Here is a 13967-nt window from a genome sequence, read left to right as displayed (position 1 = left end):
AGATATTAACCCCAGATAATAACTAACAGTGAAATTAGCAAGTAAAAACAATTTAGGTCAACTATTTCAGGCATACGTACGCGCATTTGAACATTTTGACGTTGACGCTGCCATGGCGTGTTATCAGGTGCCTTGCAGTTTATCAACACCAGATGATTTAAAAATTCTGAGTAATAATAGTGCGTTAGCAAATGAGTTCACTGATATCTTTGGTCAACTACAAAATTTGGGGTTTACCCGTGTTGAGGCCAAACAAGCGAGCTTTGAGCCACTCAACTCAACGTTAGTTTTAGTGATAATTCACTGGCAATTTTTTGATAACAATAATCAGATGTTTACTGATTTTACTGCACTGTATCACCTTGTTGGTCAAGGCGATAAACTTCAAATTAGTAACGTTATTTCACATCAGGCATCTGAATATACTTCACTTTCACACACATTTGAGATCCCAAGAGAATCACAACAATGACAATCAAGGTAGCAATTTTAGGGTGTAATGGCCGTATGGGTCGAAACCTAGTTGATGCAGCTGTGCAGCATAACAAAATCACGTTAGTTGGTGGTAGTGTTCGTCAAGGTTCAAGCTTTGACGGTATCGATTTAGGCGAACTCGCCGGTATTGGCACGATTGGCAAAAATGCCAGTTGTGACCTAAATTCTTTAGTTGATGCTGACGTACTGATTGATTTTACGTCAATCGCCTCGACCTTTGAGCATTTACAGTGGTGTAAAACACATAAGAAAGCACTAGTTATTGGCACTACAGGCTTTAATGACGATGAAGTGGCTAAAATTAAAGAGTTTACTAGCGAAATTCCCGTGATTTTAGCGCCAAATACCAGTGTTGGTGTTAATTTATTGTTTAAGCTAGTTGAAATGGCTGCTCGTGCGATTGGCGATGATACTGACATTGAGATCATGGAAGCGCACCACCGATTTAAAAAAGATGCGCCATCGGGCACCGCGGTAAAAATCGGCCAAGTGATAGCAGATACGTTAGGGCGAGACTTAAACCAGTGTGCTGTATATGGTCGTGAGGGGATCACGGATGAGCGTGACCCAAAAACTATTGGCTTTGCCACGGTCAGAGCTGGCGACATCATCGGTGAGCACACTGCGCTTTTTGCTGACTTGGGGGAACGTATTGAATTGACCCACAAAGCGACGTCGAGAATGACGTTTGCTCATGGTGCAATGCGAGCCGCACTATGGTTGAGTGCAGCTGAAAACGGGTTCTATGACATGCAAGATGTGCTTGGGCTTAAGAATTAAAAAAACTAGACTAAACGGTCATGAATTTTTAATTGAATAGAGAGTAAACTCATGTTTTTGGGGTTTTAAGACAAAAAACTGTAAAAACACGATATTTTTGAAAGTTTTTGTGGACGTTGACGGGCTAAGTGCGTAGAATGCGCGCAATTTGTCAAAAATTCGATATTTTGCGTGAAAATTTCGATGTTTGATGCGCTAGATCATACTAGTATTCGCACTTAATAGTACGCTATGAAACCGGTAACGACTATTAGGTTATAGTTCTTCTTTCGGAGGTTAAATTGACTAAATCTGCCATTTTAGTGCTTGAAGACGGCACGGTATTTAAAGGCACCGCTATCGGTGCAACGGGCTGTTCAGTTGGTGAAGTAGTATTCAATACTTCAATGACTGGTTATCAAGAAATTCTTACTGACCCATCATATGCAGAGCAAATTGTAACGCTGACTTATCCTCATATTGGTAACACGGGTACCAACTCAGAAGATGAAGAGTCAACTGGCGTTTTTGCTAAAGGTTTAATCATTCGCGATTTGCCATTATTAGCAAGTAACTTTCGTAACCAAGAAACATTAAGCGAATACTTAGTGCGTCACAATATATTAGGTATTGCTGATATCGATACCCGTAAATTAACGCGTATTTTACGTGAGAAAGGCGCGCAAAACGGCTGCATTATGGCTGGTGACAACCTAGATGAAGCCGCAGCATTAGCGGAGGCTAAAGGCTTCCCTGGCTTAAAAGGCATGGATTTAGCAAAAGTTGTTTCAACCAAAGAAACTTACCTATGGACAGAGGGCAGCTGGCAGTTAGGTAAAGGTTTTGTTACTCCAGAAAAAATGGATTTTCACGTGGTAGCCTATGACTTTGGCGCAAAACGCAACATTTTACGCATGTTAGTCGACCGTGGTTGTCGTTTAACAGTGGTTCCTGCACAAACTTCGGCAGAAGACGTATTAGCATTTAACCCTGATGGCATTTTCTTATCAAACGGCCCAGGTGATCCTGAGCCGTGTGATTACGCCATTGATGCGATTAAAACCTTTTTAGAAACCGATATTCCAGTTTTTGGTATTTGTTTAGGTCATCAGTTACTAGGCCTAGCCAGTGGCGCGAAAACTATCAAAATGAAGTTCGGTCATCACGGTGCTAACCACCCAGTAAAAGATTATGATCGCAATGTGGTTATGATCACTTCGCAAAACCACGGTTTCGCAGTCGATGAAGACAACATGCCAGAAAACTTAAAAGTAACGCACAAATCGTTATTTGATGGCTCAATTCAAGGTATTCACCGCACCGATAAACCAGCGTTTAGCTTCCAAGGTCACCCTGAAGCAAGCCCTGGTCCACATGATGCTGCACCTTTATTTGACCACTTTATTGAATTAATCAAAGCACGCAAAGCTCAAGCTTAAAAAGAGAGACGTAAAACTATGCCAAAACGTACTGACATAAAAAGTATCTTAATTTTAGGGGCTGGCCCAATTGTAATTGGTCAAGCGTGTGAGTTTGACTACTCTGGCGCACAAGCGTGTAAAGCGTTACGTGAAGAAGGTTACCGAGTTATTCTTGTTAACTCTAACCCAGCAACTATTATGACGGATCCAGAAATGGCTGATGCAACTTACATCGAGCCAATTCACTGGGAAGTGGTTCGCAAAATTATTGAAAAAGAGCGCCCAGATGCGGTATTGCCGACCATGGGGGGGCAAACTGCGCTTAACTGTGCATTAGATCTTGAAAAACACGGGGTTTTAGAAGAATTCGGTGTTGAAATGATTGGTGCAACAGCTGATGCTATAGATAAAGCTGAAGACCGTGACCGTTTCGATAAAGCGATGAAAGCCATTGGTTTAGAAACGCCACGCGCTGAAATTGTTCACTCGATGGATGAAGCATTAGACACTTCATCTCGCATCGGCTTCCCTTGTATTATTCGCCCGTCTTTCACTATGGGTGGAACGGGTGGCGGTATCGCCTACAACCGTGAAGAATTCGTTGAGATTTGTACTCGCGGTTTAGATCTTTCGCCAACCAATGAGTTATTGATCGATGAATCATTAATTGGTTGGAAAGAGTACGAAATGGAAGTGGTTCGCGACAAAAATGATAACTGTATCATTGTTTGTTCAATCGAAAACTTCGATCCAATGGGTATTCACACCGGTGACTCAATTACTGTTGCACCAGCGCAAACGTTAACCGATAAAGAATACCAAATCATGCGTAACGCATCGCTTGCGGTATTACGTGAAATTGGTGTTGAAACCGGTGGTTCAAACGTGCAGTTTGGTGTTAACCCTGTAGATGGCCGTATGGTTATCATTGAGATGAACCCTCGTGTATCTCGTTCATCGGCGCTTGCCTCAAAAGCAACGGGCTTCCCAATTGCTAAGATCGCGGCAAAACTTGCTGTAGGTTACACCCTAGACGAGTTATCAAACGATATCACAGGTGGCGCAACACCTGCGTCATTCGAGCCGACAATCGATTACGTAGTGACTAAGATCCCACGCTTTAACTTTGAAAAATTTGCCGGTTCTGAAGATCGCTTAACGACGCAAATGAAGTCGGTAGGTGAGGTAATGGCGATTGGTCGTAACCAACAAGAATCAATGCAAAAAGCCTTACGCGGTTTAGAAGTTGGCGCGAACGGTTTCGACCCAAAAGTTGACGTGACTAAGCCAGGTGCAAAAACTAAAATTATGCACGAGCTGCAAGAAGCTGGTGCAGATCGTATTTGGTATGTTGCCGATGCATTCCGCTTAGGTTTAACCGTAGACGACGTATTCCGTTTAACTAAAATTGACCGTTGGTTCTTAGTGCAAATTGAAGATATCGTACTTGAAGAAAAAGCCTTAGCTGAAGCGGGTATGGCTGGCCTAACGGAAGACGTTATTGCTCGCTTGAAACGCAAAGGTTTCTCAGATGCCCGTTTAGCAGACGTTATTGGTACCAATGAATCAGAAATTCGCCGTATTCGTCACGCAGCTAACATTCACCCAGTATACAAGCGTGTAGATACGTGTGCGGCGGAATTTGGTTCAGATACTGCTTACATGTACTCAAGCTACGATGAAGAGTGTGAAGCGAACCCGTCTGATAAAGACAAAATCATGATTTTAGGTGGCGGCCCTAACCGTATCGGTCAAGGTATTGAATTTGATTACTGTTGTGTACACGCGGCATTAGCATTACGTGAAGACGGTTACGAAACCATCATGGTTAACTGTAACCCTGAAACGGTTTCAACTGACTACGATACATCGGATCGTTTATTCTTCGAACCAATTACTTTTGAAGATGTATTAGAAATCGTGCGTGTTGAACAACCAAAAGGCGTTATCGTGCAATACGGTGGTCAAACACCGCTTAAATTAGCACGTGCATTAGAAGCGGCTGGCGTACCAATTATCGGTACTTCACCAGATGCAATTGACCGCGCAGAAGACCGTGAGCGTTTCCAACAAGCTGTTGAGCGTTTAGGTTTATTACAACCTGAAAACGCAACGGTTACTTCATTAGATGAAGCGGTAGCTAAGTCTAAAGAAATCGGCTTTCCATTAGTTGTGCGTCCGTCATACGTGCTAGGTGGCCGAGCCATGGAAATCGTTTACGACGAAGAAGATTTACGTCGTTACATGAACGAAGCGGTAAGCGTATCAAACGACTCACCAGTATTACTTGATCACTTCCTAGATGATGCAATCGAAGTAGATATCGATGTACTTTGTGACGGTACCGAAGTAGTTGTTGGCGGTATTATGCAACACATTGAGCAAGCCGGTGTTCACTCAGGTGACTCAGCATGTTCATTACCAGCGTACTCGTTATCACAAGAAGTACAAGACGTAATGCGCGAGCAAGTGTCTAAACTCGCATTTGAATTAGGCGTTAAAGGCTTAATGAACACGCAAATGGCAGTTAAAGACGGCAAAGTTTACTTAATCGAAGTTAACCCGCGTGCAGCGCGTACAGTGCCGTTCGTGTCGAAAGCAACGGGTGTACCGTTAGCCAAAGTTGGCGCTCGTGTAATGGCTGGTAAAACATTGGCAGAGCAGGGCATCACTAAAGAAGTTATTCCACCTTACTTCTCGGTAAAAGAAGTGGTAATTCCATTTAACAAGTTCCACGGCTCTGACCCATTAGTTGGCCCAGAAATGCGTTCAACCGGTGAAGTTATGGGGGTAGGTAATACTTTCGAAGAAGCCTATGCAAAAGCTAACTTAGGCGCTGGTGTAACTATTCCTAAAGCGGGGCGTGCGTTAATTTCGGTACGTAACTCTGATAAAGAGCGCGTAGTAGAATTAGCCAAACAAATGATTGAATTAGGCTACGAGCTTGATGCAACACACGGTACAGCGATTGTCTTAGGTGAAGCGAATGTGCCTGTGCGTTTAGTCAACAAAGTACACGAAGGTCGCCCACATATTCTTGATAGAATCAAAAATGGTGAGTACAACTACATCATCAATACGACTGAAGGTCGCAAAGCGATTGAAGACTCAAAAGTATTGCGCGGTGGTGCACTTCGTTACAAGATTGCTTACACAACAACGTTAAACGCCGCGTTTGCAGCTTGCCAAGCGCACGCAGCAGACGATCGCAACACGGTAACGTCTATCCAAGAATTACACGACCGTTGTTAATTAACGCATAACTGATGGAATATTACTAAAAGATAGTATTTCATCAACTTATCGTAAAAAGGGAATCCATGTTTATTGTATAAATGTGTATTCCCTTTTGTATTTATGCCTAATAATCTATAAACTTATCGTTTAGTCAATTTTAAATATCATTAAGAGCCTGACGTGAAGGCTCCAATTTTGATGTAGTAAAAAGTAGAAAAATTATGAATCAAATTCCGATGACGGCACACGGCGCAGATGCGTTACGTGATGAGTTACACCATTTAAAAACAGTAAAGCGTCCAGAAATTGTTGAAGCCATTGCAGAAGCACGTGAACACGGTGATTTAAAAGAAAATGCTGAATACCATGCTGCACGTGAGCAACAAGGATTCTGTGAAGGTCGAATTCAAGAAATTGAAGGGAAATTGTCAAACGCTCAAATCATCGACGTCACTAAAATTCCAAATACCGGTAAGGTTATTTTTGGCGCAACCGTCACCTTGTTAAATATCGACACAGATGAAGAAGTGACTTACCAAATTGTCGGTGATGACGAAGCAGATATCAAACAACACCGCATTAGCATTAACTCGCCGATTGCCCGTGGTTTGATTGGTAAAATGGTTGACTCTGAAGTAGAAATTAAAACACCTGGTGGTTTAGTCGAATACGAAGTCATCGCAGTTGATCATAAGTAGATAACTGCTGTTTTACTGGGACAGAATTGTCAGCCAGTAAAGCCGCCGTAGAATCTTTGTAATATCGTGAAATAATAGGGAAAGTGTTAAAAGCGCTTTCCCTTTTTTTATTTCAGGCTATGCTTAGTAGGTAAGAAAAAAGACAGGATGTTATTCATGTGGCCTAAATTTATCATCGCCTTGTTTTGTTTGTCGGGTGTGGCACAGGCAACGGATGTTGTTAATTACTCGTGGTATGAAACACACCGGCAAAATATCAAGTATGAAAAGTATTATACCGACTTGCTCAAGTTGGCCTTAGAAAAGTCATCTGATAAATACGGTGCATATGAGCTTAATCGTATTGATGCGGGCTTGAGTCAAACACACATGATTGAGCTTGCTCGCACGAATAAATATGTCAACATCATTTGGACGATGACTTCAATAGAGCGAGAAGAGAAGCTCATTCCTGTTAGAATCCCTCTGTTTAAAGGTTTAGGTGGTTGTAGAATCTCATTGATCAGGGTTGGTGAGCAAGCTAGGTTTGATGAGCTCACTAGTGCTGCTGAGTTGGCGAAACTAAACGCCGGCCAAGGTACGCTTTGGCCTGATACTGTCATTTTAAATAATAACGATTTTCAAGTTTCTACCGCACAAGAGCACAGTGCGCTTTATCGAATGTTGGCCAAAGGGCGATTCGATTATTTCCCACGAGCGTTATATGAGGCGTTCAACGAAGTTGATCAATATCCAGAATTAGCGATTGAGCAACGCTTTGCTATTTATTATCACTCGCCGTTTTTCTATTTCGTTAACAAGGCTAATCCAAGGTTGGCTGAGCGAATTCAGTACGGGTTGGAAGTGGCAATACAAGACGGTAGTTTCGATGCCTATTTTGATTCGAGTGAGATCACCGCCAGAATCATAGAAAAGGCTAACTTGGCCAACCGGGAGGTGATTGTCTTAGATAACCCTTTACTGAGCGAACAAACCAAACAGGCGCTTGATAAGCTTGCGTTTAATAATAGCTGTATTGGACAGGCGCAAAAAACAAAAAGATTAGTGGTTGACGAACGATAGTAGGATCCAATTGAAACAACAGTTTGTTCAACCATTATTTCAATTGGTATAGCTTTAGCTGCTTATAGCTTTGGAATGTGAATTTTCTTTTCGTCTGATTGACGGAAAATAACCAAAGTTTTACCGATCACTTGAATTTTAATCGCATTGGTTTCACGACAAATCGCCTCAACGATTAATCCTTTAATTTCACGATCATCTGTTGGAATTTTCACTTTAATGAGTTCATGATGCGTTAACGCGGCATCAATTTCGGCAACAACACCCTCAGTAAGGCCGTTACTACCGAGTAAAACAACAGGTTTAAGTGAGTGGGCTTGCCCTTTTAAGTACTGAATTTGCTTCTTATTTAAGTTCATTAACAATTTTCGTTACAAGTTTGCTTGAATTAAGACTATTTTAACCTTATCTAGTGAGTAATACTATGTTATCCGCGAAACAATAATGTAATCGCGTTATCAAAAGTGTGATCAAAAGGTTAGTTCGTTGAGTAAGAAAAAACACAGTGCCAGTTCAACCCGCTGGCTAAATGAACATTTTGAGGATGAGTACGTAAAAAAAGCGCAAAAACTCGGCTTGCGCTCTCGCGCTGTTTTCAAGATAGAAGAGATAAACAACAAAGATAAATTAATTAAACCGGGGATGAAGGTCGTTGATTTAGGCGCGGCCCCTGGCGGCTGGTCTGAGTACGCAGTGAAAGCAGTTGGCGACGATGGCCAAGTGGTTGCTTGTGATATTTTACCCATGGACCCAATCCCTGGTGTTGATTTTTTACAAGGTGATTTTCGCGAAGAAGCAGTCCTAGATGCGCTTTTACAACGTATAGATGGTAAGAACATCGATGTTGTGATGTCGGATATGGCGGCAAATTTTACGGGGAACGACTCAGCTGATTCCGCTCGCAGTATGTATCTTGTTGAATTAGCGTTAGATATGTGTCACCAAGTTTTGAAGAAAAACGGTGCATTTGTTGTTAAAGTATTCCAAGGCGAAGGCTTCGATCAATTTATGAAAGAAGTGAAAAACGTCTTTAAAGTAGTTAAAACGAGAAAGCCTGAATCGTCTCGAGCACGATCAAGAGAGGTTTATCTGGTAGCTACTGGTTTTAAATTGTAGTAAATTAGAAGTAATGAATTTATTTATTCTAAAGAGTCGCATTTTTTTAGACACAGCAAGAGGTTGTTAAGTTGAGCGATATGGCAAAAAATCTTATTTTATGGTTGGTTATTGCAGTTGTCTTGATGTCTGTGTTCCAGAGTTTTACTCCCGGTAACAGCAATGAACAGCAATTAGATTACACTCGGTTTGTACAAGATGTACGACAAAGCCAAGTGCGTGAAGCAACCGTTGATCGCAACGGCGTTATTAAAGGTACTAAGCGCAATGGTGAACAATTCGTCACGGTTATTCCGGGTGGTTACGATCGCGATTTAATTAACGACTTGGTTAAGCAAGGTGTTCGTGCTACAGGTGAATTACCTGAAGAGCCAAGCATCTTAACGTCTATTTTTATTTCGTGGTTCCCAATGTTACTACTTATTGGTGTGTGGATTTTCTTCATGCGTCAAATGCAAGGTGGTGGCGGTAAAGGCGCGATGTCATTTGGTAAATCTAAAGCGCGTTTATTAAGCGAAGATCAAATTAAAACAACCTTTGCCGATGTTGCCGGTTGTGATGAAGCAAAAGAAGAAGTTGCTGAGTTAGTTGATTATTTGCGTGATCCAACGAAATTCCAAAAACTTGGTGGCCGTATTCCGTCAGGTATTTTAATGGTTGGTCAACCAGGTACGGGTAAAACATTACTTGCAAAAGCAATCGCTGGTGAAGCCAAAGTACCATTCTTTTCTATCTCAGGTTCTGATTTCGTTGAAATGTTTGTTGGTGTGGGTGCCTCGCGTGTTCGCGATATGTTCGACCAAGCGAAGAAATCTGCACCTTGTATTATTTTTATCGATGAGATTGATGCGGTAGGTCGCCAACGTGGTGCCGGTTTAGGTGGTGGTCACGATGAGCGTGAGCAAACCTTAAACCAAATGCTTGTTGAAATGGATGGCTTTGAAGGTAACGAAGGGGTTATTGTTATCGCTGCTACTAACCGTCCAGATGTGTTAGACCCAGCCTTACTTCGCCCTGGTCGTTTTGACCGTCAAGTAACCGTAGGTTTACCAGATATTCGCGGTCGCGAGCAAATCTTAAAAGTTCACATGCGTAAAGTGCCAATTGGCGATGATGTAAAAGCATCGGTTATCGCACGTGGTACGCCGGGTTTCTCTGGTGCAGATTTAGCAAACTTAGTGAATGAAGCTGCATTATTTGCGGCGCGTGCTTCTCGCCGTGTTGTTTCAATGGAAGAGTTTGAGAAAGCCAAAGATAAAATCTTAATGGGTGCAGAGCGTCGTTCAATGGTAATGAGCGATGAAGAAAAAGAAATGACTGCATACCACGAAGCGGGTCACGCAATTGTTGGTCGCTTAGTACCAGAGCATGATCCAGTTTATAAAGTGAGTATTATTCCGCGTGGTCGTGCCTTAGGTGTCACCATGTACTTACCAGAAAAAGATCGCTTCAGTCATTCTAAGCAACATTTAGAAAGTAATATTTCTTCATTATACGGTGGCCGTATTGCTGAAGAGATCATTTATGGCCCTGATAAAGTTTCAACAGGTGCATCAAATGATATCGAGCGTGCGACAAACCTAGCGCGTAAAATGGTTACTCAGTGGGGCTTGTCGGAGAAAATGGGCCCAATGCTATACGCCGAAGAAGAAGGCGAAGTGTTTTTAGGTCGTACATCATCTAAGTCGTTGCATATGTCTGATGAAACAGCTCAAGAAATAGATATGGAAATCAAAGCTTTCTGTAATCGAAATTACCAGCGAGCAGAGCAAATTTTAAAAGATAATATGGATATTTTGCATGCGATGAAAGATGCCTTAATGCAATATGAGACTATTGATGCTGGCCAAATTGACGACCTAATGGCGCGCAAAGAAGTTCGCCCACCAGCAGATGGCGGTGGTTTCGACGACTCTCAATCGTCAGAGCCTCCTGTATCAAAACAAGGTGAGAAGGCTGACGAAGCAGATAAGTCAAAAGGCAATGACGATAACAAGGTAGAGCCAAATTTATCGTCTCCTAAAGATATCCAAGACTAATTTACTTGGTATAATAAGAAGCCCCGTTTTTAGGGGCTTTTTTTAATTTAGCATTTTAGAATAATAATAACACCCTATGACAGCAACCTTTCTTCAGTGCCCGAAAACTCGTTTAGATTTATCTACACCCCATGTGATGGGGATCCTCAATGTCACGCCTGATTCCTTCTCCGATGGCGGTAAGTTTTTCAACCCTACAGATGCACTCAAGCAAGTTGAACAAATGGTTGCAGATGGCGCTACGATCATTGATGTCGGTGGTGAGTCAACGCGTCCTGGTGCCCAAGATGTTAGTCTTGAAGATGAACTTAATCGGGTTGTTCCGGTAATCAAAGCAATCAAGCAACATTTTGATGTATTGGTTAGCGTTGACACGTCAAAAGCTCAGGTGATGGAGCAAAGCATTCTTGCTGGCGCTGATATTATTAATGACGTGCGTGCACTGCAAAATGAAGGCTGTGTTGAGGTGTTAGCAAAATACCCTAAAGTACCTGTGTGTTTAATGCACATGCAGGGGCTACCGCGAACGATGCAAGACAACCCGCAATATCAAGATGTTGTAACTGATATTATGGCGTTTTTTCAACAGCGGATTGAGGTGTTAAACTCGGCGGGTATTAGTTCAAGCAGAATTATGCTCGACCCAGGTTTTGGCTTTGGCAAAACTTTAGCGCAAAATTACGAGTTACTGGCGCGGTTAAGTGAATTTGAAGCGCTAGGTTTACCTTTACTCATTGGCATTTCACGAAAGTCGATGATAGGTAACTTATTAAATAGAGAAGTTAATCAGCGCCTTGCTGGTAGTTTAGCTGCCGCTATGCTTAGTGTGCAGCAAGGTGCGAAAATTATTCGCGTTCACGATGTTCCTCAAACAGTGGACGTACTGAAAGTTTTAGCTGCAGTGCAGCAGTAATTTACAAGGATATTTAAATGTCAAACAGAAGATACTTTGGTACCGATGGTGTCCGTGGATTAGTTGGTCAATACCCAATCACCCCTGATTTTGTGATGAAACTTGGTTATGCGGCAGGTAAAGTGTTAGCAGCTAGCGGCACGAAAAAAGTATTAATAGGTAAAGATACGCGTATTTCAGGTTACATGTTGGAGTCGGCGTTAGAAGCGGGCTTTTCAGCAGCAGGTATTGATATCGGCTTACTAGGGCCAATGCCAACACCGGGTATCGCTTATTTAACAAAAACATTTCGCGCTGAAGCGGGGATTGTGATCAGTGCATCTCATAACCCATTCTACGACAACGGTATTAAATTCTTTTCAGCAAGCGGTGAAAAATTACCCGATGACGTTGAGTTAGCGATTGAAGCTGAATTAGACAAAGACATGAGCTGCGTTGAATCAGCTCAGCTTGGTAAAGCATACCGTATTGAAGACGCCGCTGGTCGTTACATTGAGTTTTGTAAGTCAAATTTCCCAAGTGCTTTATCATTAAAAGGCTTAAAGATTGTTGTCGATTGCGCTAATGGCGCAACTTATCACATTGCACCTAATGTATTTCGTGAACTAGGCGCAGAAGTGATTGAATTAGCCTCAAAACCTAATGGTACCAATATTAACGACGGCTGTGGTGCAACATCGATGGCAATGATTTCTCAAGCGGTGGTTGAACACCAAGCCGATTTGGGGATCGCATTAGATGGTGACGGTGACCGTCTGATGATGGTTGATCACACCGGCTACGTTGTTGATGGTGACGAAGCGGTATTTGTGATTGCCACGCACGACTTAGCAAAAGGTCAATTGCGCGGCGGTGTTGTTGGTACACTGATGAGTAATATGGGCTTGGAGTTAGCACTTGCCGATTTAGGTATTCCGTTTGCCCGCTCAAAGGTAGGCGATCGTTACGTCATGGAGTTACTGCAGAAAAACGACTGGCAGCTTGGTGCAGAAAATTCTGGCCATATCATCAATTTAAATCACACTTCTACGGGTGATGGTATTATTGCGGCCTTGAATGTTTTAACCGCGATTGTTGATACAGGTAAAAGCTTGTACGAATTGCGCCAAGGTATGACGATGCTCCCACAAGTATTGGTCAATGTTCGCTTTAGTGGTGATAATGACCCACTGACCGCCGATAACGTTGCGACAGCCGTTCATCAAGTCAATGAAAAGCTTACAGGCCGTGGCCGTGTTTTATTGCGAAAATCTGGTACAGAGCCACTTATTCGCGTCATGGTGGAAGGGCCTGAAGAAGATGAAGTAATGCAGTATGCCAATGAAATTGCAGAAGCCGTAAAGGTGGCGTGCGCATAATAATTAACAATGTGTTTGAAATATAACCAAACAAACAGAACATGAGCACAAAAACTTGTAACTTGTGCTCATGTTAGTTAATATCTCGCCGCTCCAAAGTAGGAAAGAAAAATGACTAGACCAACAATTGTTGCAGCTAACTGGAAATTAAATGGTGATTTAGCTTTAGTCTCAAATATGAGTAAAGCGTTATCTGAAATCGAGTTGGCGGATAATGTAAAAGTTATTATTTGTCCTTCAATGATGCATATTGGTGTATTAACAACCGTGCAAAATGACAATTTTGCTGTTGGTGCACAAAATGCAAGCGAGCAAGTTAAAGGTGCTTTCACCGGTGAAACTTCAGTAGAGATGCTAAAAGAGTTTGGTGTAGAATATGTCATTCTCGGGCACTCTGAACGCAGAAGTATTTATCACGAGACAAGTCATCTTGTTGCAAAGAAAGTTGCAACCGCATTAAAAGCAGGCATAACGCCTATTTTATGTATTGGTGAAAGTGAAGACGAAAGAGCGTCTAACCAAACCGAGACAGTATTAGCCAGTCAGTTACAGCCGGTAATTGATGAAGTAGGGATAGAAGCCTTTTCTAATATTGTTGTTGCTTATGAGCCAGTTTGGGCGATAGGCACAGGTAAAACAGCGTCTCCAGAAATGGCGCAAGAAACACACGCATTTATTCGTTCATTTTTAAGTGAACTAAATGCTGACGTAGCACAACAAGTTGCGTTATTATACGGCGGTAGTGTTAATGCTACCAATAGTGAAGAATTATTTGCTCAAGCGGATATCGACGGCGGTCTAATCGGCGGGGCAAGTTTAAAAGTTGATGAATTTAAAATCATTTGCTCGAAGGCAAAAGGATAAAACAG

General features: G+C 42.2%; 12 protein-coding genes. 11 read left to right on the top strand and 1 reads right to left on the bottom strand.

The window, feature by feature from the left end; genetic code table 11:
• Positions 1-28: 28 nt before the first annotated feature.
• The 6 genes from LP316_RS13235 to LP316_RS13210 all read left to right on the top strand — a co-directional run bounded on the left by LP316_RS13235 (position 29) and on the right by LP316_RS13210 (position 7672).
• Positions 29-472 carry a hypothetical protein gene (locus tag LP316_RS13235; RefSeq protein ID WP_193021620.1) on the top strand — a complete coding sequence of 148 codons (444 nt, stop codon included), beginning with the start codon at positions 29-31 and terminating at the stop codon, positions 470-472.
• Positions 469-1275 (top strand): 4-hydroxy-tetrahydrodipicolinate reductase, encoded by an 807-nt coding sequence (dapB, locus tag LP316_RS13230; RefSeq protein ID WP_193021619.1) that lies wholly within the window; start codon positions 469-471, stop codon positions 1273-1275. The genes LP316_RS13235 and dapB overlap by 4 nt, the downstream gene beginning before the upstream one ends.
• A 281-nt stretch (positions 1276-1556) precedes the next feature.
• Positions 1557-2693, top strand: coding sequence for a glutamine-hydrolyzing carbamoyl-phosphate synthase small subunit (gene carA / locus LP316_RS13225; RefSeq protein WP_193021618.1), 1137 nt, complete (start codon positions 1557-1559; stop codon positions 2691-2693).
• 18 nt (positions 2694-2711) lie between these two features.
• Positions 2712-5927 carry a carbamoyl-phosphate synthase large subunit gene (gene carB / locus LP316_RS13220; RefSeq protein ID WP_193021617.1) on the top strand — a complete coding sequence of 1072 codons (3216 nt, stop codon included), beginning with the start codon at positions 2712-2714 and terminating at the stop codon, positions 5925-5927.
• A gap of 206 nt (positions 5928-6133) precedes the next feature.
• The gene (greA, locus tag LP316_RS13215; protein WP_193021616.1) at positions 6134-6610 is read left to right on the top strand and encodes a transcription elongation factor GreA; all 477 of its coding nucleotides are present in this window, start codon (positions 6134-6136) and stop codon (positions 6608-6610) included.
• A 156-nt stretch (positions 6611-6766) separates the two neighbouring features.
• Positions 6767-7672 (top strand): transporter substrate-binding domain-containing protein, encoded by a 906-nt coding sequence (locus LP316_RS13210; protein ID WP_193021615.1) that lies wholly within the window; start codon positions 6767-6769, stop codon positions 7670-7672.
• 62 nt (positions 7673-7734) lie between these two features.
• Here the strand turns inward: LP316_RS13210 and yhbY are convergent, their stop codons facing one another.
• Positions 7735-8031, bottom strand: a complete 297-nt coding sequence (gene yhbY / locus LP316_RS13205) for a ribosome assembly RNA-binding protein YhbY (RefSeq protein WP_193021614.1) — start codon at positions 8029-8031, stop codon at positions 7735-7737.
• Positions 8032-8158: 127 nt separating this feature from the next.
• Between yhbY and rlmE the strand changes: the two genes are divergently transcribed.
• The 5 genes from rlmE (at position 8159) to tpiA (ending at position 13962) form a co-directional block, all read left to right on the top strand.
• Positions 8159-8788 (top strand): 23S rRNA (uridine(2552)-2'-O)-methyltransferase RlmE, encoded by a 630-nt coding sequence (gene rlmE / locus LP316_RS13200; protein WP_193021613.1) that lies wholly within the window; start codon positions 8159-8161, stop codon positions 8786-8788.
• Positions 8789-8859: 71 nt separating this feature from the next.
• Positions 8860-10827 carry an ATP-dependent zinc metalloprotease FtsH gene (ftsH, locus tag LP316_RS13195; protein ID WP_193021612.1) on the top strand — a complete coding sequence of 656 codons (1968 nt, stop codon included), beginning with the start codon at positions 8860-8862 and terminating at the stop codon, positions 10825-10827.
• 76 nt (positions 10828-10903) lie between these two features.
• Entirely contained in the window at positions 10904-11740 is an 837-nt protein-coding gene (folP, locus tag LP316_RS13190) for a dihydropteroate synthase (RefSeq protein ID WP_193021611.1), read from the top strand.
• 17 nt (positions 11741-11757) lie between these two features.
• On the top strand, positions 11758-13098 hold the full coding sequence (gene glmM, locus LP316_RS13185; RefSeq protein ID WP_193021610.1) for a phosphoglucosamine mutase: 1341 nt from the start codon (positions 11758-11760) through the stop codon (positions 13096-13098).
• A 111-nt stretch (positions 13099-13209) separates the two neighbouring features.
• On the top strand, positions 13210-13962 hold the full coding sequence (tpiA, locus tag LP316_RS13180) for a triose-phosphate isomerase (RefSeq protein WP_193021609.1): 753 nt from the start codon (positions 13210-13212) through the stop codon (positions 13960-13962).
• Positions 13963-13967: the final 5 nt, after the last annotated feature.

Source organism: Thalassotalea sp. LPB0316, assembly GCF_014898095.1.
Lineage (GTDB): Bacteria > Pseudomonadota > Gammaproteobacteria > Enterobacterales > Alteromonadaceae > Thalassotalea_G.
Note: the sequence above shows the minus strand (reverse complement) of the source record. Positions and strands in the feature narration are given on the sequence as shown.